This is a genomic window from Wolbachia endosymbiont of Tetranychus urticae (assembly GCF_046529255.1).
Lineage (GTDB): Bacteria > Pseudomonadota > Alphaproteobacteria > Rickettsiales > Anaplasmataceae > Wolbachia.
Genome location: NZ_CP114181.1, coordinates 1,155,938 through 1,176,201, shown reverse-complemented (window position 1 = coordinate 1,176,201; position 20,264 = coordinate 1,155,938). Strand labels below are relative to the sequence as shown.

Annotated in this window: 18 protein-coding genes, 3 tRNA genes and 6 pseudogenes; 10 read left to right on the top strand and 17 right to left on the bottom strand. The window is 33.7% G+C overall.

All coding sequences use genetic code 11. The features are described from left to right. Window positions 1–114 precede the first annotated feature (114 nt). Both O1Q06_RS06170 and O1Q06_RS06165 read right to left on the bottom strand, forming a co-directional pair. Window positions 115–480: pseudogene (locus O1Q06_RS06170) on the bottom strand (transposase); the annotation flags it as partial. 18 nt (window positions 481–498) lie between these two features. Beyond that, a pseudogene (locus O1Q06_RS06165) lies at window positions 499–1,367 on the bottom strand (IS982 family transposase). An 87-nt stretch (window positions 1,368–1,454) separates the two neighbouring features. On the opposite strand from O1Q06_RS06165, the pseudogene O1Q06_RS06160 reads away from it, so the two are divergent. Further along, window positions 1,455–2,147: pseudogene (locus O1Q06_RS06160) on the top strand (IS630 family transposase); the annotation flags it as partial. Between the two features lie 277 nt (window positions 2,148–2,424). Here O1Q06_RS06160 and O1Q06_RS06155 read toward each other — a convergent pair. After that, window positions 2,425–4,491 carry a porin gene (locus O1Q06_RS06155; RefSeq protein WP_410542421.1) on the bottom strand — a complete coding sequence of 689 codons (2,067 nt, stop codon included), beginning with the start codon at window positions 4,489–4,491 and terminating at the stop codon, window positions 2,425–2,427. Window positions 4,492–4,800: 309 nt separating this feature from the next. Here O1Q06_RS06155 and O1Q06_RS06150 point away from each other — a divergent pair, with 309 nt between their 5' ends. Next, window positions 4,801–5,151, top strand: coding sequence for a hypothetical protein (locus tag O1Q06_RS06150; protein ID WP_410542420.1), 351 nt, complete (start codon window positions 4,801–4,803; stop codon window positions 5,149–5,151). On the opposite strand, the pseudogene O1Q06_RS06145 reads toward O1Q06_RS06150, so the two are convergent. After that, window positions 5,148–6,148, bottom strand: a pseudogene (locus O1Q06_RS06145) (IS630-like element ISWpi10 family transposase). The gene O1Q06_RS06150 and the pseudogene O1Q06_RS06145 overlap by 4 nt on opposite strands. On the opposite strand from O1Q06_RS06145, the gene O1Q06_RS06140 reads away from it, so the two are divergent. Further along, window positions 6,142–6,459, top strand: coding sequence for a hypothetical protein (locus tag O1Q06_RS06140; RefSeq protein WP_410542419.1), 318 nt, complete (start codon window positions 6,142–6,144; stop codon window positions 6,457–6,459). The pseudogene O1Q06_RS06145 and the gene O1Q06_RS06140 sit on opposite strands and share 7 nt — an antisense overlap. After that, window positions 6,416–6,916 (top strand): lipase family protein, encoded by a 501-nt coding sequence (locus O1Q06_RS06135; RefSeq protein ID WP_410543165.1) that lies wholly within the window; start codon window positions 6,416–6,418, stop codon window positions 6,914–6,916. The genes O1Q06_RS06140 and O1Q06_RS06135 overlap by 44 nt, the downstream gene beginning before the upstream one ends. Before the next feature lie 170 nt (window positions 6,917–7,086). Here the strand turns inward: O1Q06_RS06135 and O1Q06_RS06130 are convergent, their stop codons facing one another. From O1Q06_RS06130 to O1Q06_RS06115, 4 genes are all read right to left on the bottom strand, one after another. Continuing rightward, on the bottom strand, window positions 7,087–7,914 hold the full coding sequence (locus O1Q06_RS06130; RefSeq protein ID WP_410542418.1) for a 3'-5' exonuclease: 828 nt from the start codon (window positions 7,912–7,914) through the stop codon (window positions 7,087–7,089). Next, a complete protein-coding gene (gene era / locus O1Q06_RS06125) occupies window positions 7,907–8,791 on the bottom strand; it encodes a GTPase Era (RefSeq protein WP_410542417.1) in 885 nt (294 codons plus the stop codon). The genes O1Q06_RS06130 and era overlap by 8 nt, the downstream gene beginning before the upstream one ends. Before the next feature lie 51 nt (window positions 8,792–8,842). After that, on the bottom strand, window positions 8,843–9,313 hold the full coding sequence (locus O1Q06_RS06120) for a hypothetical protein (RefSeq protein WP_410542416.1): 471 nt from the start codon (window positions 9,311–9,313) through the stop codon (window positions 8,843–8,845). Window positions 9,314–9,418: 105 nt separating this feature from the next. After that, window positions 9,419–9,491, bottom strand: a tRNA-Gly gene (locus O1Q06_RS06115). 159 nt (window positions 9,492–9,650) lie between these two features. On the opposite strand from O1Q06_RS06115, the gene O1Q06_RS06110 reads away from it, so the two are divergent. From O1Q06_RS06110 to O1Q06_RS06085, 6 genes are all read left to right on the top strand, one after another. Further along, a complete protein-coding gene (locus tag O1Q06_RS06110; RefSeq protein ID WP_410542415.1) occupies window positions 9,651–10,271 on the top strand; it encodes a ribonuclease D in 621 nt (206 codons plus the stop codon). A gap of 79 nt (window positions 10,272–10,350) precedes the next feature. After that, window positions 10,351–10,677: a thioredoxin gene (gene trxA / locus O1Q06_RS06105; protein ID WP_410542414.1), complete on the top strand. Its 327-nt coding sequence runs from the start codon at window positions 10,351–10,353 to the stop codon at window positions 10,675–10,677. A 39-nt stretch (window positions 10,678–10,716) separates the two neighbouring features. Further along, window positions 10,717–10,793: transfer RNA gene (locus O1Q06_RS06100), tRNA-Ile, on the top strand. Between the two features lie 480 nt (window positions 10,794–11,273). Next, a complete protein-coding gene (locus O1Q06_RS06095) occupies window positions 11,274–11,507 on the top strand; it encodes a hypothetical protein (protein WP_410542413.1) in 234 nt (77 codons plus the stop codon). Further along, a complete protein-coding gene (locus tag O1Q06_RS06090; protein ID WP_264336399.1) occupies window positions 11,497–11,844 on the top strand; it encodes a transposase in 348 nt (115 codons plus the stop codon). Before O1Q06_RS06095 ends, O1Q06_RS06090 begins: the two co-directional genes overlap by 11 nt. 131 nt (window positions 11,845–11,975) lie before the next feature. Next, window positions 11,976–12,978 (top strand): IS630-like element ISWpi10 family transposase gene (locus O1Q06_RS06085; RefSeq protein ID WP_410542412.1). Its coding sequence is split into 2 segments (ribosomal slippage): window positions 11,976–12,485 and window positions 12,487–12,978, totalling 1,002 coding nucleotides; the frame shifts between segments, so codons are not numbered across the junction. Window positions 12,979–13,199: 221 nt separating this feature from the next. On the opposite strand, the gene O1Q06_RS06080 is transcribed toward O1Q06_RS06085, so the two are convergent. The 9 genes and pseudogenes from O1Q06_RS06080 to O1Q06_RS06040 form a co-directional block, all read right to left on the bottom strand. Next, the gene (locus tag O1Q06_RS06080; protein ID WP_410542411.1) at window positions 13,200–13,751 is read right to left on the bottom strand and encodes a 5-formyltetrahydrofolate cyclo-ligase; all 552 of its coding nucleotides are present in this window, start codon (window positions 13,749–13,751) and stop codon (window positions 13,200–13,202) included. Further along, window positions 13,735–14,355, bottom strand: coding sequence for an oxidoreductase (locus O1Q06_RS06075; protein WP_135353046.1), 621 nt, complete (start codon window positions 14,353–14,355; stop codon window positions 13,735–13,737). Before O1Q06_RS06075 ends, O1Q06_RS06080 begins: the two co-directional genes overlap by 17 nt. A 41-nt stretch (window positions 14,356–14,396) precedes the next feature. Further along, entirely contained in the window at window positions 14,397–15,524 is a 1,128-nt protein-coding gene (locus O1Q06_RS06070; RefSeq protein WP_410542410.1) for a SurA N-terminal domain-containing protein, read from the bottom strand. Between the two features lie 118 nt (window positions 15,525–15,642). Next, window positions 15,643–15,733 (bottom strand) — tRNA-Ser (locus O1Q06_RS06065). Window positions 15,734–15,796: 63 nt separating this feature from the next. Beyond that, a pseudogene (locus tag O1Q06_RS06060) lies at window positions 15,797–16,664 on the bottom strand (IS982 family transposase). 57 nt (window positions 16,665–16,721) lie between these two features. After that, complete coding sequence (locus tag O1Q06_RS06055) at window positions 16,722–17,714, bottom strand: IS630 family transposase (protein WP_410542409.1); 993 nt, start codon at window positions 17,712–17,714, stop codon at window positions 16,722–16,724. Between the two features lie 131 nt (window positions 17,715–17,845). Next, window positions 17,846–18,193: pseudogene (locus tag O1Q06_RS06050) on the bottom strand (IS630 transposase-related protein). Between the two features lie 147 nt (window positions 18,194–18,340). Then, on the bottom strand, window positions 18,341–18,847 hold the full coding sequence (ppa, locus tag O1Q06_RS06045) for an inorganic diphosphatase (protein ID WP_410542408.1): 507 nt from the start codon (window positions 18,845–18,847) through the stop codon (window positions 18,341–18,343). 412 nt (window positions 18,848–19,259) lie between these two features. Continuing rightward, window positions 19,260–20,225 carry a hypothetical protein gene (locus O1Q06_RS06040; protein ID WP_410542407.1) on the bottom strand — a complete coding sequence of 322 codons (966 nt, stop codon included), beginning with the start codon at window positions 20,223–20,225 and terminating at the stop codon, window positions 19,260–19,262. Window positions 20,226–20,264 lie beyond the last annotated feature (39 nt).

Sequence of the window (20,264 nt, the reverse complement as noted above, 5' to 3'; positions counted from 1 at the left end):
TTGTTTGAAAAACGCCTATTTTACAACAAAATGCGTCAGTAGCCATATATTAAAAAGCTTTTCTTCTTACAATAACCTCAACCAACACTAGCTATGCAACAAAGCCATTCTGGATTAAGGAAGGAAGAAAGTATAGGAAATGGAAGGCTTTTTGGATTTCAAGGAATAGGAAATGAGAGTAGAAAAGATGTGAACCAAGAAATTAACGGGAGATCTATGGCGAGTATGTTCAATTTCAAGTCTATTTTTGAGGTAGCCAAAAATCGTCTCAATGATCGACCTTTTTCTCAGCAAAATCTTTTCATGTAGTGAAATTAATGTGTTTTTCATCCCCTTTTTCACCTTGGTAACAAGTTTCAAACCGCGGTTAAACAACTCTTGGAAAAGCTCTTTTTTAATATAGCCTTTATCACCAAACAAAAGACCGGTTAATTTCTTAGTTAGGTTTGCTACAGGCTCTCTATCGTCAACATTACCTCTTGGAACGCTAATTCTGGATTAAGGAAGGAAGAAAGTATAGGAAATGGAAGGCTTTTTGGATTTCAAGGAATAGGAAATGAGAGTAGAAAAGATGTGAACCAAGAAATTAACGGGAGACCTATGGCGAGTATGTTCAATTTCAAGTCTATTTTTGAGGTAGCCAAAAATCGTCTCAATGATCGACCTTTTTCTCAGCAAAATCTTTTCATGTAGTGAAATTAATGCGTTTTTCATCCCCTTTTTCACCTTGGTAACAAGTTTCAAACCGCGGTTAAACAACTCTTGGAAAAGCTCTTTTTTAATATAGCCTTTATCACCAAACAAAAGACCGGTTAATTTCTTAGTTAGGTTTGCTACAGGCTCTCTATCGTCAACATTACCTCTTGTAAGCGTAAAAGCTTGAATTTCACCTTTCTCGTTAATTATCAAATGTAGTTTAAAGCCGAAAAACCAGCCATATGTACTCTTGCTTAATTTTGCAATTCCAGCAAAAACCTTATTTCTTGATATTCTTTTTGCATGGCAAACTGCAATAGGAGTTGTATCTATGTATGAGATTCCAGTAAGTTCTGACCATCCGCAAAGGCACTGTAATAGCATGGCTAAATGCCACAAAACCCTGGGCTTTAGAGCAACAAACCTAGTGTATGAAGGCAACTTCGAAAACTCTGATTTGTAGAGCAATGTTAGGTAATGCAGGTAGAAAGCCTTAAAATTTTCACAGGGAGATTGCTGATACAGGAGGATTATTGTGATAATTTCCGAATGTGTAATTTCTGGCACTCTTGTGGGTTTTTACCGTTTGGCAGTAGTTTATCTGCAAAATTTTTCTCTATATCTCTGCAAAAATCATCGACCAGACAAAACAGTTTTGTTATATCTTCCATGGGTAACCTCATCTATTTTTTTCTATTTGTTGAGTTTACCCTACTCTCCTGACTTTTCTATTCTCTTTTTAATCCAGAATTAGCGTTATTAGAGAAATGAGAATAAGAATCCAAGAAAGATTTGGTTTGAATATCAGCAAATCCGCAATACATCGTAATATGCAAAGAATGAAATTCTCATATATCACACCAAGACCAGTTCATAGTGGACAAGATAAAAACAAGCAAGAGGAGTTAAAAAAAAACCTCAATGAAACTATTGTCATGCATTCTGAAAAAGAGCTATTTTTCTTCGATGAATCACGGTTTGGTACACATTCAAAAGTTGGACATGGGTGGTTTAAAAAAGGCAGTAGGACACAGGTTAAGGTAAAATTAGGTAGGGAAAATTTTTATCTCTATAGTGCAGTTAATCCCAGAAATGGAGAGAATTTTAGCTTATTTGCACCAAACGTCAACACTGATTGTATAAATATATTCCTTGAACAGATGTCGCAATATTTAGGAATACGAAAGGCTTTTCTCTTGATGGATTGCGCTAGTTGGCATAAGTCAAAAAATTTAAAGGCACCTAAAAATATCGAAATTATATACCTACCACCATACTCACCTGAACTCAATCCTGTTGAGAGGTTTTGGTTATATATAAAACAGAACATTTTACGCAATAAAATCTACGATACAATTGTTCTGCTTGAATGCGCTTTGTGTAAATTTATTACCTCTCTTTCCCCTTCCACGGTTAAACAACTCTGCTATGCTTCTTATTTGGTTCATTAATAATGAGAATTGGTATAAGTAGCTAATAAGGTGTCATTCCGGTAACCATAGGGCGTCATTAAAGTAGCTGACACTGATCTTTATGATGGTCATACCAGCACGCGATGCATAACTGTACGAACATTGTAGGCAATTTGCGTAGTAAGTGGTGTCATTCGAGTAGTGACACTGGGATGACATTACTTGTTATGTAAATTAAAATAAATGTTTATAGGACACTAAACAGAGAAAACACACACCACATTCAAACTGTGGTGTGTGTTGTGTTGTTAAATAACTAGAAAGAAAACTTCACACCAGTGAGAAGAAGAACTCCTTTGTTAGAAGGTACATCAGTATTATTTTTATCTTTCAGTGCATCTTTTTCATCAGTCATAAAATAATGTAAGGCTGCATAAGGAACAAATTTGCTCTTATTGCAAGAAGATAGATCATACTGAACACCAAGTGCAACATCATGAAGCATATCTTTGTCGCTCATTCTGCTACCAAAGTATGTCAAGCTTGTGTAGATGTTATCATATTGATAACCAGCACCTGCAGTCCAATACATAGTGTTTTTATCATCCCCATCAAACTGAGCTTTCAGCCCTATTACTCTCTTATCAGTATCAGGAAGAGATTTATACTCATCAGGGTTAGTACCAGTACCTTTTATCAGCGTTTTAATACCCTTAGGTTGCCCTGACTTGCCTAAGTATGCAAAAGAGGCAGCAAATTTTACACTTTGATCTTCATCAATCTTATAATCAGCGCTTGCACCTAAATTCATACCTGCTAGGTCATTGTATTCTATGAACTCATTATAAAGGTGCTTATCTTTACTTGGCTCTTTTGCCAAGCCAAACTCACCAACTACGGAAGTTTTAACTTTTATATTATGTTTGCTAAAGTCATATTCATATGACGCACCAGCACTTATTATATGCTGGTAATTTGGTCCAACATGTCTTAACGTTTCCTCATTCCTTACCCCTGTTACCTTATTACTTGAATCTTTGAGGAAATCTGGAGCTATTTCTCTTACAACGGATAAACCACTATCGTAGCGAGGTGAGTAGCTAAGACCAAATCTTGCACCCATATAATTTGGTGAGTAGTAAGCAGCTCTAAACGGCAATGTGGTCATAACCTCTTTGTTATACTTTCCTGCCATACGGAAGGAGAGTTTTTCGCTCTCGCTCGAGAAGCTTTCAGTGTAAAGACGTGGTGTTACGTAAAATGGAAAGTTTGCAGCACTTCCTTCTAAGTTTACTTTTCTGAACCAGTCACTATCTGCAGCTCCATCAACAGTTGCAATTCTTGTTGCATCCAGTCTCATCAGAGACTCAGGACCAAACTGATAGCCAAGTTTCAGATTACCATATTTTGAATTCAAAAACACATGTGCACTTCTACCTCTTGCAGCATTCACGCCTTGTGAAGCTCCTTTACCTTCAGTAACTGGAACATGGAATTGTACATCGGCACCATAACGAAGACCAATATCCTCATTTTTATTTTCAGCTCTTAAGTGCAATATTGCATCTGAAATCATGCCCATGTTTTCACTGTAATCACCAATATTCCCTATCCCTTTAGGAAATATTGGATTTGCTCCTTTTATACTATCTGGAGTATTGTTAAAATAATCTGTAGATTTACCTGGCATAACATTATAATGGTTATAGCCACTTAGCCCATGGTTACCATAACCTTGAGAATCAACAACACCACCGAAAGTTATTCTTAAACTATCCCCTTGATTGGTATTGATAATATCAACCCCACCAACTGAAACAACAGGACTTGCCTTACCTTTTTCCTCTTTATTGCTGTTAACAACTTTTACATCCTTTTTTATATCTTTAGCTTCAATTTTAGCATTCTTAGTTTTAGAACCTTTAATTTTTGACTTTTCTACATTAGAATTTTTAGTGCTTAGAGCTTTCGCCTTTGAATCCTCTATAAGCTTTGCTTTTTTCTCTTTTGCTAGCCTAATTTCATCTTTTTTCTTTTGTTTTGCTACTAATTTTAACTCTTCTTTTTTCTTCTTTTGTTCAGCTGCTAATTTTAACTCCTCTTTTTTCTTCTGCTCAGCTGCTAATCTTAGTTCTTCTTTTTTCTTAAGCTCCTCGGCTTTTTTTCTTGGATCAGCATTACATATCCTGTCCATTTTTTCTTTTAGTTTCTTATTTGACGTCTTCATCACTTCCATCTTTCCAGAAGTTTTGATTGACTCGTTACTCTCTTGCTTTTTTACTTCCTTCATACTCTCGTCAGAAAAGTCAGCAGCAAAGCCACTGAAAGAACATAAAGTCAATAGAGAAGCTAGAGCAGTTCTAGTATAAATAGATTTTTTCATGAAGTGCCCCCAAAAAATTTTAAAATCATAACATAAATAGCATAAAGGTGTTGAAAATCCAACTTAAAGCAACCTTATAGCGAAAATAAAAGCAAAATGCAACACTTTAAAAGCAACTTTCTTAATACGCTCAACGTTTATATTAACCAAAATTTAGTACAGAGGTTTGCTTGTTAGTGTATTATAACCCTATACTTATTCTATGGAAGTAAAATTTACTCAAAGTAAAAGCATAAAAAGATTAAATTATTAATATAAATTGTTGACAATAATATTAATTTGTATTATAGTTGGTAGATTAGGGTACTTATGGATTTTAGTTTTTTACGCAATTGGTTTAGCACTACAGGTGCTGCTACAGGCTCAGAGCCAGGTAATACTGAACAGCCAGACTCTATTTCAGTAGATGATGGCAAATACGAGATCAAAGAATATGACGATGAATTTGAGATCATTGAAGATTATGAATTTATAAATCGTGCTGATCCAAATGAGCCATGTTCTTTACCTTCTGACTATAAAATAGATGAAAGTATTGTAAAAATTGCAGGATTTGATAGAGAGAAATTATTAGAAATGGGTAATTTCTGCAAGATAAGCTATGGCGATGATGATGGTAAATTAAGTAAAAAAAGATGTAATACCAAATTCCATTACTAATCGAACAAATAAGAAACATTACAAACTCGTTTAATAGTAGCACTGGAAATACTGACAATAAAATTACACAGAACATCTTCAAGTAAGCCTATGGTATCGTAGACTCTGTTGCGTAAAGTATTGTGTTTGATATATTGCCACAACCTCTCAACAGGATTCAGTTCTGGTGAATAAGGAGGCAAGTATATAATGGTAATGTTTTTCTGAATTTTCAAACTTTTTGATCTATGCCAGCCTGCACAATCCATTACAAGAAAGGCTTTTTTCGTGCCTAAATCTTTCGACATCTGCTCCAGAAATATATTCATACAATCAGTGTTTACATATGGAGCAAGTAGGCTAATTTTCTTACCACTTCTTGGATTTACCGCACTGTAGATATAGAAATTTTGTCTACCAATTTTCATTTAACCTGCGTTCTGACCCCTTTTTTAAACCATCCGTGTCCGATTTTGAATGAGTTCCAAATCGTGATTCATCAAAAAAATACCTCCTTTTCAGGGTGGGAATTGACTATTTTATTGAAGTATTTTTTAAACTCTTCTTGCTTGTTTTTATCTTGTTTACGGTGAATTGGCCTCGGTGTTATATAAGAAAACTTCATCCTTTGTATCTCACGATGCACTGTTGATTTGCTAATGTTTAGGCCAAATTCCTCTGAGATTTTTATTTGCACTTCCTTAATAGTAATATTTGGATTTCTTTCTACCCATATTTCAATTTGCTCACGTTGATTTTTGTTTAATTTGCTTTTTCTTCGCCGCTGAGAAGGGGAAAATAATTTTTCTACTCTACCAAATTTTAGATGCTTTATCCATTCAGTCAAAGCAGTCCTTGAAATTTTACATATTCTTGCCACAGCGCTTATACTACTTTCTTTTCCTGCTATCACCGCTTGTAACTTTTTTGAAACACATGCGTTATTTCTGACCTTTTTTAACATTTCTTTCGCCAAATTTACAACTTTTTCGTCTAACAGTTTTGACCTTAATGCCATTTATACCTCTCTATTTTATCTACTCTAGTATCACTTCTTTCCCATTATTGTCTATCTGTTCTTTACATAGTGGGAACTGGTATAACAACCTAGCTCAAAGAGTATACAAAACTGAATTTGAAATTGTAGAAGATTTTGAAATTGTTCCATCTACTGAAAAAATGTATAAAACTAGAGCTGAACTCATCAGCGAAGGTTATGAAATTATTCCATTTGGTAATAGCTTTGAAAAAGATGCTGGTCACGTTTTTATAAAAGGTAAAGAAAATAACAATAGCCTACCATGGTACTCGTCTGAGCCAGAGTTTTAATGATGGAATTACTGATATAAATGTACTTTTTGCTACTTCGGAATTTTTACCTGAAGGTGGAAGAATTCATTGTGGTTTCTATAATTCATTTATGGATTCATTGCCTAGTCTGTATGGCATTTTGAAATCTCATGCTGAAAAACAGGGATCAGAAATCAAGGATTTTAAAATTAATCTCACAGGTCACAGTATGGGAGGAGCTATTTCTAAGATAGCTGCTTTATGCCTCAATAAAACAGAAGGAGCTGAAGATGTTCATGTTGCAACTTTTGGTGATCCACGAGTTTTTGATCTTACTGCTAGTGAATTTTATAATGATGTTCTTCAAGAAAAAACCATTAGAGTAACTCAACATAGACAAGACCCAGTACCAGCGGTATCACCTGGTATTTGTGGTTATGCTCATGTAGGTGCACAATTGAGAATATCAGTACCTGAAACGCTAATTCTGGATTAAAAAGAGAATAGAAAAGTCAGGAGAGTAGAGTAAACTCAACAAATAGAAAAAATAGATGAGGTTACTCTACTCTCCTGACTTTTCTATTCTCTTTTTAATCCAGAATTAGCGTTTCAAGGAGTTTATAACTACTATACAGAGCAATCATTAGATTGCTCTGTAGCATCTATTCACTTAAATTCAATATAAAAATTTTCACCAGAAGTTATTTTCCATTCTTCTTTAAATTTCTTTAGGTGTTCTTTTTTTTCGCATTCTAAAAGCAGTTCTTCTATGCTCTTATTATAGCTTTCTGTAGTAATTCTTCCTTGATGATGCATAAACCTCAAATAAATCAAATAAGTGTTAATCACATCTGTTTCACAATAATCGCGAATCTCTTGTATTTTGCCACTATCATATAAGTCCATAACTTGTGAACCATCAACTCCAATCTTACCGGGAAGATTAAATGCTGCGCAAACTTCGTTCATCTTCATTCTTGCAGAAGCTCCAAAATCAGAGAGAGATTCAAGCAAATCACAATGCCAATCACTACTGTACCTCTGATTGTAACTATTCCACTTATCGCCAGCTTTGTGAAAATATTCTGCTTGAATGCCATGAACCATAGCACGGTACTTCAGTACCGGTATATCAAAAGTGCGTCCATTGAACGAAACTAGTCTTGGCTTTTTCTCTGATGTGTAGTTAAAAAATCCCTTTACTAGCTCTTTTTCATTGGAGTTTACTGTGCCTCCAGATCTTATTTCTTGTAGTGTGAACATTTCATAACCGCTCTGGCGTGTTATATTACAAAGTAAAAAACTAATGACTACAACAAGGTGGAAGGGCTGACGCAGAAAAGAGTTTTGCCCGTTTGTTATTTCAAGATGATATTTTGTTAATGCGTTCCTCTTTTCTTCTGCACTGCTATCATCACTAATATTTAGTAAATTCTTGCAGGAATTTACATCTGGTATAGTTTCAATATCAAATACTAACAAAGAATTAAGCATTACTTATATATTCCTCAGGGCGATCAGTCCAAGGTCGCACTTTTACGAACAAAAAGAGATGAACTTTACACTCAAATAACTTTTCCAATTCTGTACGTGCCTCAATATTAATTTTTTTTATGCTACTGCCGTCTTTTCCTAGCACTATTTTCTTATGATTATCTTTCAATACAAATATGATTTGTTTTATGACTAAACTCTTATCTTTTTTTTCCTCAAGTTGTTCAGTTATAACAGCTGTAGAGTATGGCAATTCTTCACGTAGGTTCAAGAATAACTTTTCTCTCGTAATTTCCGCTGATAAAAAATCAGCTGAGGAATCAGTTATTTGATCTTTTTCATAAAACCAAGGGCCTATCGGTGCAATTTTAGACAAGTAACTAGTCAGATCAGAAAGTCCATCATTCTTCAGTGCCGAGATCGTAAAAATTTTTTCAAACTTATAAAGCAAATTTAGGTGCTCATGTGCCATCTTGAGCTCTGATTTCTTTACTAAATCAGTTTTATTGATAACCAAAATGCATCTGCCTTTTGTGCGCTCCAATCGTGCAAATATCGTTTTTATTCTTTCTATATTTTTTAGGTAATTGTTTACATCAACAAGCAATAAAGTAATGTCACTATCCTTAACTGCTTCCCATGCAGATTTGACCAAAGCTTTTTCAAGATTTGTTTCTGCTGAAAACACTCCCGGAGAGTCAGTAAAAACAATTTGCGCATTGTTGCATATAGCAACACCCCTTACCTGTGTCCTTGTTGTCTGCACTTTAGGGGTGACAATTGCAATTTTCTTGCCTACGATGCTGTTAATTAGCGTTGACTTTCCAGCATTTGGCAAACCAGCTATCGTTACAAATAAGCATTTTTCTTCTTTCACAAAGGAAGTTATAAAGAAAACTAAACGTTAACGTCAAACAACTTTTTTTAATTATTCTTTAACTAGCCCGTTTTCTTCCTCTTTTGAAGAAAAACATTTTCCAACTTTTTCAACTATAGGTGATATAATATAATCATTCACTTTTTTAGCTATTGGTTCAATAACACGAACTGTTACAAATAACCCTGCGATTACTGCTATGGGTGCTATCACCGCACCTGCTAAAGCTGCCGATCCCATTCCAAGCGTTGCACCAGGAAAAATAGCCATTGTAGCTGCGGCAAGACCAACTCCAATTGCAAAGCTTGCAGCACAAAAACAAGCACTAATAAAAAAACTTTTTTTGGAAAAATTTTTATTATAAATCATTATGCATGTAAATAAGGCTGGCAGAACAGAAGCAACAATTCCACCCATCACCAAAGGTGACAGAGCTGTAAAACTGAGCACTAAGCCTGTAAGTGCTCCTATTGTTGTAGCTACACCTAAAGCAAGTAATATTTTTTTAGTATCATCATTCATATAATCTCCTTAAATATAAATTTCTAAAAAACTTTTCTAGTATAGCTAAATTTCTTAGATAAATCAATTAATTTTTTTATGATTAAGTGTGATTAAAACTCAAAGAGCGGGAGAAGGGGTTCGAACCCTCGACCTCAACCTTGGCAAGGTTGCGCTCTACCAACTGAGCTACTCCCGCAGTTAAATTCTGCTTAGATTCTACTTCTAATTATAGGTACATATTACAATTTGTAAACCCTACATGCATGAAAATCATGAGAGCCAATTTTCTATGATCTTTTCGTATACTTAAAACTCATTTTTGATTATTGTATGTGTCATAAAATATATTAAATTTATGAGAATATTTATATATAAGGACGACCTGCCAGCCAGTGCAATACCGAATGATATAAAATCTATAGCTGTTGATACAGAGGCAATGGGGCTACTGCATAGCAGAGATAGATTATGCCTTGTTCAGCTCTCTTTCAATGATGGCAACGCTCACTTAGTTCAATTCAAAAACGATTATACAGCTCCAAATTTGAGAAAAATATTAGAGGATAAAAATATAACCAAAATATTTCACTTTGCACGATTTGATGTGAGTATAATACATTACTACCTGCAAACTTGGGCACTGCCTTGCTATTGCACGAAAATAGCCTCACGTTTAGTTCGCACCTATACAGATAATCATAGCTTAAAAGAGTTGTGCTTAGAACTACTTGATATAAAATTAAATAAGCAACAACAATCTTCTGATTGGGGAAATGAAAATTTAACAGACAAGCAAAAAAGTTATGCTGCATCTGATGTTTTATATCTCCATAAAATAAAGGAAAAGCTAGATTTAATGCTAGAACGTGAAAATAGAAAAGAATTAGCCGAAAAGTGCTTTGAATTTCTTTCTACTCGTATTGAGCTAGATTCAATGGGTTGGGGGAGTGTAGATATCTTTAATCATCATGTGTAATCACTTCACTTGAATCCAGAAAAATTTAGTTGATCAGCTGTTAATTGATACGCTATATTTATAAAAATTTAGGTATTTTATGAGTGATGATATTAAAGCGGTAAATGATCAAAATTTCGAATCTGAAGTTGCTGACCACAAAGGATTTGTGCTGGTAGATTTTTGGGCAGAATGGTGTGGACCATGCAAAAGTCTGATGCCACGTATCGAGCAATTGGCTGAGGATAGAAAAGGCAAGATCAAGATCTGCAAGTTCGACATAGATGGAGAAACTGAGGTGCCAAGTAAGTATGGAGTTCAATCTATACCTACTTTAATCATATTTCAAGATGGTAAGGAAATTGCACGCAAAATTGGCGCAATAAATGATTTACACAGTTGGGTTGATAGTGAAATAAGCGAGTAGACAAATTTCCTTTTGTGTGTATTATAGGTGTTGGTAAAAGGGATTGTAGCTCAGTCGGTTAGAGCAGTTCGCTCATAACGAATTGGTCGTAGGTTCGAGTCCTACCAATCCCACCACTATTGATACAATTGCAAGGCCTACTCTCTTAGATAAGCTTTTTGCCTTATTAAAGTACTTGGTTGTTAGTGTTTGTAAAATTTCATTAAAATTACTTCCGCATACTTTCAATCTAATTATAATTACAGTTAGAGATATTTTTAAGAGCTCAAAAATTTATCTTTGTCTGCAGATTTTCAATTAACTTTTCAATAAAAAACGTAGCGTATCTTTTTCAGTGTATGTAGGTGCACACACATACTTCATTTCTGTCGTATGTGCGCTACCAAATCTTTTTATACAGGAGGATTTTATGTCCAGAATTCCAGATACTTGACCTTTACTTTAGCTAATCACAGGCGCCTGTGATTTTTATAAAGAAAGTGTAGGAAAAACTGTTTCCAGGCATAAATTTGCCATGTATACCTAAAAAGTAATGATATTGACATAATGTTCATATTTATATGCTAATATTAATATTATTTAAATTGAAGAATATTATGGAACAACAAGCATCAAACAAAGAGAAAGGGATTGAATTTAGATATAATCAATGTAAGCAGAAATGCCATTACTACAAAACAAAACGGACAGACCAAGAATGCCTAGATAAATGCTATGAGAAGTACGTTTCTAAACTTTATCCACAAATTAGTGAGAAATTATTAGCTATAGTTTTTCCTAAAGTAAATGATAAAGGTATAATAAAGTATTTGAGTTATAATGGCATATAGTGTGGATTTAAGGGAAAAGGCAGTATTGATGATAGAAAAAGGGAAGACAAAGGTTGAGATAGCAGAGCTCATGGAGATAGGAATAGCAACGCTGTACCGCTGGTTAAAAAAGAAAGCTGCTGGTGAAAGCCTAAAGCCATCTAAAAACGGTAGCTTTATTCGAAAAATAGACCCAAAAATACTCGAAGAATATGTTACAAAGAATCCAGATCATACTCTGGCAGAGATGAAACAAAATCTTGGATTTGGAATAAATTCAATTTGGTATAGACTAAAACAGCTAAAAATTACTTTAAAAAAAAGTCACACTATATCAAGAGCGCAATCAAGAAGATAGGCAGCAATTTATTGATAAAATCTCAAAAATAGACCATTCCAGCATCTTATACCAATTCCCACTATGTAAAGAACAGATAGACAATAATGGGAAAGAAGTGATACTAGAGTAGATAAAATAGAGAGGTATAAATGGCATTAAGGTCAAAACTGTTAGACGAAAAAGTTGTAAATTTGGCGAAAGAAATGTTAAAAAAGGTCAGAAATAACGCATATGTTTCAAAAAAGTTACAAGCGGTGATAGCAGGAAAAGAAAGTAGTATAAGCGCTGTGGCAAGAATATGTAAAATTTCAAGGACTGCTTTGACTGAATGGATAAAGCATCTAAAATTTGGTAGAGTAGAAAAATTATTTTCCCCTTCTCAGCGGCGAAGAAAAAGCAAATTAAACAAAAATCAACGTGAGCAAATTGAAATATGGGTAGAAAGAAATCCAAATATTACTATTAAGGAAGTGCAAATAAAAATCTCAGAGGAATTTGGCCTAAACATTAGCAAATCAACAGTGCATCGTGAGATACAAAGGATGAAGTTTTCTTATATAACACCGAGGCCAATTCACCATAAACAAGATAAAAACAAGCAAGAAGAGTTTAAAAAATACTTCAATAAAATAGTCAATTCCCACCCTGAAAAGGAGGTATTTTTTTGATGAATCACGATTTGGAACTCATTCAAAAATCGGACACGGATGGTTTAAAAAAGGGGTCAGAACGCAGGTTAAAATGAAAATTGGTAGACAAAATTTCTATATCTACAGTGCGGTAAATCCAAGAAGTGGTAAGAAAATTAGCCTACTTGCTCCATATGTAAACACTGATTGTATGAATATATTTCTGGAGCAGATGTCGAAAGATTTAGGCACGAAAAAAGCCTTTCTTGTAATGGATTGTGCAGGCTGGCATAGATCAAAAAGTTTGAAAATTCAGAAAAACATTACCATTATATACTCGCCTCCTTATTCACCAGAACTGAATCCTGTTGAGAGGTTGTGGCAATATATCAAACACAATACTTTACGCAACAGAGTCTACGATACCATAGGCTTACTTGAAGATGTTCTGTGTAGTTTTATTGTCAGTATTTCCAGTGCTACTATTAAACGAGTTTGTAATGTTTCTTATTTGTTCGATTAGTAATGGAATTTGGTATTAGTTGGATCCCAGTGTCAGCTACTCTGATGACAAGACGGGTTTCAATATTTGCATGCATCTAAACAGATAAGCAATTATAGCCTTTCTTATAATAGTTCGAACGTGATAAGATATGTATTTATGTCGACAGTAGGCTAGTAGCGTATTACGATACGTTCGGATTATTGTGAAAAAGCTATACTATCAGAAAGAGGTAGACTATGCTACTCCTTTCTATCCGTTTTCTTGAGCAACCTGCTTTCAAGTCTAACACACATCTCAGTAATTATAATATCCAATTTTTGATCGTGTTTTTCCACAGGTAAATTTTTACAATATTGCTTCTCATAGGCTACACCTATAAATATTTTTCCAAGTGGCCGTAATTTTTTTATCATTTCATCATACCAACCACCGCCAAAACCTAACCTATTAAAATGATCATCAAAAGCAATAACAGGAGTAATGATTGTATCGGGGATTATATCTTCATCTGCTTTATTCAATTCTTCGAATTTTAATAACTTGTTTTTATTAGGGACTGCTACTTTATAATCTAAATCGAGTAAATGATGCATCAAAGGCACAACATTAATTTCCCCGTCTGTTGGAATGTAAGCTGCTATTGTTTTACCTTTAACGCAACTTAAGTTTTTGTTAAAGAGATTAATAAGAGAATTTGCTGCATAACTAGAATAACTTTCATCAACATCTTTTCTTATGGTTCTATATTGCTTCCTTAGTTCCTCTTTGTGCTGTTTAGTGTCTTTGAACATGTTCTATCCATTTTGCAGTGAGCTTTTCTTGTAAACTATTTTGCTTCAAGCGCTCACTTAAAAAATCAAAGTCAACAAGCTCCATATCCTGGTCTTGATTACTGCAACTATAAACAAAACTTATTTCTCCTGTTTCCTTATTTATGTGTTGCTGAATACATTGAGCGCAGATTTCTTTCATCATGCACTGCATAGGAGAGTTAACTGATGATATTGCTATGTGTTTTGGTTTTAGATATGGCTTTAAAATTGTTTTTCTAGCTTCATTTATAGCTTTCATCATTTTATCAGAACCAATAGTGATGATTTTATCTATAGTGTTCAAATTAATATCTACCTTTTCTCGTTGATAAGAAACTATTGCATCAATTATATTACCATGAAAGGATTTATCCTGTTCTCTGCTTGTTTCTATCAATCCTTCTTCACATGCCCAAATTGTCACGTTTGATGCACGTTCTATCAGCGCTCGTTTAAATACATCACTTAATTTTTTATAGCCAGCGAAATATAAAACCTTATGATTGTTTTCAAGACAAGCTTTTCCTATCGAAAATAATACTGCATTTCCAACTCCGCCACCAATCAGCATTATATTCTTCATAAACTTTTTATAGAGTAAAAAACGAAAAATATTCTCTAGCTTCAATTAAATCGATAACTCACAGCTGCATTTTTACGCATATTATCCAATAACAGGTTGCTTTGTATAATAATCTTTTGTTGATACATTTCCTGTTTGATTGCTTCTATATTCATTGGATTACTCTTGATATCACATAACATCATTAGCTTTGCAGTGCTATTTTCTCTTAATTCTACTATTTCATTCGTACTTGTTTTACTAAATAAAATCTGTAAATCAGGATTTAAATCTCGCATTTTTATTTTAAATTCTTTTGCGCTTGGCAATTTGAAATCGTCTGCTAATTTGTCAAAATTTAGACAACTGACCTTTTGCTCCTTAAAATTAGAGAGTAAATTTTCTGAATCTTTAACTACAACTTGTTTTACTTTTAAAATACTTTCCAGCAGTGTATGATCGAGCTGTACCTTATCTATGACTTTTATAATAGAGTAACCTTCGCTTAAACTAATCGGACCTGCTACGTCATTGATTTCTAATCTTTCCAAAACGTCCTTTAGAGTACCTTTTAGCTGACTTAAATTAACGGTTGCTTTGCGCATCTTTATTGAAGATTCTGGATTATTACTGCTACGTAATTTTTTTACTAAATCTTCAGCCATTTTTTGATCAGGAATTACAAATTCCTGAAACGTAGTAAGGTAATCAGGCTTCTCTTTTTGTTTTCTTATGTCATCCATTTCTTTATCGCTTATATTGATAAGCGGTACAATTCCTACTTCAATAATCTTGTTCCACAGCAGCTGACACTTTATTTGTTTTTTTAGGGTATTGAGATCTATATTATGCTTTTTTACGTATTGATCAACTTCATCAGCCTTAAGTTTTAAACTTTGAGTTAAGAATAACGTGACAGCATTATTTAACTCCTCGTTACTCAATTCTATATTCATCTTCTGTGCTTCGCTGACAATGATAATTTCGTCTATTAACTGTCTTAGAATTTGAGATTTTACCTCTTTTTGATTAATCTTCTGAGTGCCAAGCAATGAATTTATGAAGTTTATACGTCTTTCGATATCTAAATTTGAAATTGGCTCACCATTTACATCTGCAACAATTTCAATCTCAGTTGCAAGTAACCTAAGCGGCAGCATTATTAATATCAAAATTAGTATTTTATGCATATAAAATTATTTAGCTAATAACTAATTCTATAATAAATACTGAATAAACGCTAGCTAACTTTTTAATAATTAAAAAAGAGGGTGAAATTACTGTAATGAATACCTAAACAATAATATACGGAAGGAGAGGGATTCGAACCCTCGATACGACTTTTCAATCGTATAACGGTTTAGCAAACCGCCGCCTTCAGCCGCTCGGCCACCCTTCCAAATTATTACTATAATATCAAGACCTTTACTGCCTGTCTAATGCTTTTAACGCTAATTCTGGATTAAGGAAGGAAGAAAGTATAGGAAATGGAAGGCTTTTTGGATTTCAAGGAATAGGAAATGAGAGTAGAAAAGATGTGAACCAAGAAATTAACGGGAGATCTATGGCGAGTATGTTCAATTTCAAGTCTATTTTTGAGGTAGCCAAAAATCGTCTCAATGATCGACCTTTTTCTCAGCAAAATCTTTTCATGTAGTGAAATTAATGCGTTTTTCATCCCCTTTTTCACCTTGGTAACAAGTTTCAAACCGCGGTTAAACAACTCTTGGAAAAGCTCTTTTTTAATATAGCCTTTATCACCAAACAAAAGACCGGTTAATTTCTTAGTTAGGTTTGCTACAGGCTCTCTATCGTCAACATTACCTCTTGTAAGCGTAAAAGCTTGAATTTCACCTTTCTCGTTAATTATCAAATGTAGTTTAAAGCCGAAAAACCAGCCATATGTACTCTTGCTTAATTTTGCAATTCCAGCAAAAACCTTATTTCTTGATATTCTTTTTGCATGGCAAACTGCAATAGGAGTTGCATCTATGTATGAGATTCCAGTAAGTTCTGACCATCCGCAAAGGCACTGTAATAGCATGGCTAAATGCCACAAAACCCTGGGCTTTAGAGCAACAAACCTAGTGTATGAAGGCAACTTCGAAAACTCTGTTTGTAGAGCAATGTTGGGTAATGCAGGTAGAAAGCCTTAAAATTTTCACAGGGAGATTGCTGATACAGGAGGATTATTGTGATAATTTCCGAATGTGTAATTTCTGGCACTCTTGTGGGTTTTTACCGTTTGGTAGTAGTTTATCTGCAAAATTTTTCTCTATATCTCTGCAAAAATCATCGACCAGACAAAACAGTTTTGTTATATCTTCCATGGGTAACCTCATCTATTTTTTTCTATTTGTTGAGTTTACCCTACTCTCCTGACTTTTCTATTCTCTTTTTAATCCAGAATTAGCGTTGGAAGGGGAAAGAGAGGTAATAAATTTACACAAAGCGCATTCAAGCAGAACGATTGTATCGTAGATTTTATTGCGTAAAATGTTCTGTTTTATATATAACCAAAACCTCTCAACAGGATTGAGTTCAGGTGAGTATGGTGGTAGGTATATAATTTCGATATTTTTAGGTGCCTTTAAATTTTTTGACTTATGCCAACTAGCGCAATCCATCAAGAGAAAAGCCTTTCGTATTCCTAAATATTGCGACATCTGTTCAAGGAATATATTTATACAATCAGTGTTGACGTTTGGTGCAAATAAGCTAAAATTCTCTCCATTTCTGGGATTAACTGCACTATAGAGATAAAAATTTTCCCTACCTAATTTTACCTTAACCTGTGTCCTACTGCCTTTTTTAAACCACCCATGTCCAACTTTCGAATGTGTACCAAACCGTGATTCATCGAAGAAAAATAGCTCTTTTTCAGAATGCATGACAATAGTTTCATTGAGTTTTTTTTTAAACTCCTCTTGCTTGTTTTTATCTTGTCCACTATGAACTGGTCTTGGTGTGATATATGAGAATTTCATTCTTTGCATATTACGATGTATTGCGGATTTTCTGATATTCAAACCAAATCTTTCTTGGATTCTTATTCTCATTTCTCTAATAGTAATATTGGGGTTTTCCTCTATCCACAACTCAATTCGTTCAAGTTGACTTTGGTTCAATATAGTTTTTCTACGGCGTTGAGGTGGAGCAAATAATTTTTCTACTCTACCAAATTTTAGATGCTTTATCCATTCAGTCAAAGCAGTCCTTGAAATTTTACATATTCTTGCCACAGCGCTTATACTACTTTCTTTTCCTGCTATCACCGCTTGTAACTTTTTTGAAACATATGCGTTATTTCTGACCTTTTTTAACATTTCTTTCGCCAAATTTACAACTTTTTCGTCTAACAGTTTTGACCTTAATGCCATTTATACCTCTCTATTTTATCTACTCTAGTATCACTTCTTTCCCATTATTGTCTATCTGTTCTTTACATAGTGGGAATTGGTATAAGATGCTGGAATGGTCTATTTTTGAGATTTTATCAATAGATTGCTGCCTATCTTCTTGATTGCGCTCTTGATATAGTGTGACTTTTTTTTAAAGTAATTTTTAGCTGTTTTAGTCTATACCAAATTGAATTTATTCCAAATCCAAGATTTTGTTTCATCTCTGCCAGAGTATGATCTGGATTCTTTGTAACATATTCTTCGAGTATTTTTGGGTCTATTTTTCAAATAAAGCTACCGTTTTTAGATGGCTTTAGGCTTTCACCAGCAGCTTTCTTTTTTAACCAGCGGTACAGCGTTGCTATTCCTATCTCCATGAGCTCTGCTATCTCAACCTTTGCCTTCCCTTTTTCTATCATCAATACTGCCTTTTCCCTTAAATCCACACTATATGCCATTATAACTCAAATACTTTATTATACCTTTATTATTTACTTTGGGAAATACTATACCTTGCCGCTATCCTGAACGGATACCAATATTTACCCATTAAAAACAACAATATTTTTCCGAATAACTGTAATTTAAGGCTAAATCAACGCAAACTAATTTCTACTTTTTTCAATGATTTTTTTTGCTTCTTCTACATCCGCCCATTCTCCAACTGTCACCGTTTTTCCCTTTTCTAAATCTTTATAATGAGAAAAGAAATGAGCTATTTTATCTAGTAAGCTTTTAGGTAGGTCAGAATAGTTGTTTATATTGTCATAATAGCTATCAACACTAGAGATAGGTACGGCTAATATTTTTTCATCCTCTCCTTTCTCGTCTTTGGTAAGTAATGCACCTACTGGACGCACTGATATCAAAACTCCAGACGCTAAAGGAAATTGAGTGAGCACCAAAACATCCACAGGATCACCATCACCTGCACATGTATTTGGTACAAATCCATAATTGCAAGGATAAGTCATTGAAGTAGACAAAAATCTGTCAACTTGTAATAATTCGAGCTCTTTATTAAATTCATACTTTACGGGTTCAGCATTTGCGCCTATTTCAATTACTACATTTATTTCATCTGGTTTTGTTGTTACTTTGCTTAAATCCATGGATTACCTCATTATTCAAGAGAAGATATTATATAGCATACACTTTAAAAGTGCTACATTTATCATTCATAAGTAGAGATTCATGATTGCATAGGACCATTTGCAAAACTGTTAATAGTTGTATCATTGATCGTTGAATGTGGCGGTTCTTGAGGTGATTTTAGTAGTTGAAATAAAGCATATACTATTACGATAGTAAGTACTGTAGCAACTATGAAATTGATGAGATTATTTTGTGGCAAAATATTTGTTATTGAGTTGAATAACTTTTGCTCCATAAAGAAATAATCAGCAGTATATAATCCAATAGACAATATAAACATACCTAAAGCTAATTTATAAAATGTGTTTTTATGATTTTGTTTTTTTTGTTACTGATAGTAGAGTTTAGTCTGCATTCACTTTTTGGCACTTAGTAATACGTATTCTCAGGGTTTGTTACTAATTGTTCAAATGCATCACTATTTTGGTTTTTTAGTAGTTGCTCTAGAGTACGTTTGATATTTTTAGGATATAGAGAATCTTGACTGTCTTGCTCTCTTGCAGCTGTAAATGTCCCGTTCAATTCACTTATACCTCTATAATTAAGTGTATACTTGGTGAATCCATTTCTATACGGTAACTCAATTTTTCTTAATACGTTTATTAACTGTAAGATGTAACTGTAATACAGTGGTGTGTTGATTACTCTAGCTTTCTCATTAATATATTGATTGAGTGATAAAATATCTCCATTTCCAGTACATGTAGAAAATATACCATAACTAGAAAATAGTAATGCTATGTCTTTATCTATTTTTATACTGTGAATCGAGTAATAATGATTTATTATCTCTTTACATAAGCTAAACTCTTTATCAAATTCATTTGCATAGCTTATTTTGAGTAACTTTTTAACATTATTGAGTACTTGTTTCTCAAAGTCATCATTATTGTTAAATAGAGCTTCACCTTTCGGATTTGCTAGAATATTAAAAAGCTTTAGTTTTTTTTGATCTTCTGTCAATTCTACTTGATCTACAATTTTCCTTGGCAGTTTCTTCGAAGTGTCACAAAGAGTAGGTATTTTTTTACTTTCAATTGCAGCATATATTTTATCAATTACTTCTTGAGTATTGAACTGAGCATTTTCTGCAAGAACTCTATAAGCTTGAACATAAATTAAAAACAATCCTTGTAGACTAAATTTTAAGTTAAAATATTTATCTAATGGCTCTTGTTCTTTTTTATTAATGAATTCGGATAGACCTATATGATTTCTGCAATCCATGCAATGATGTAAGTCAGCATGTTGAAAACTGCCCAAACGAATAAATGCGGCCTCTAGTAAATTGCCCTTACCAACAATTTTTATTAACTCTTCAACTTCTTTAACCATCCCTCTAGTCCACAATATAATAATTATCTTTATAGTATA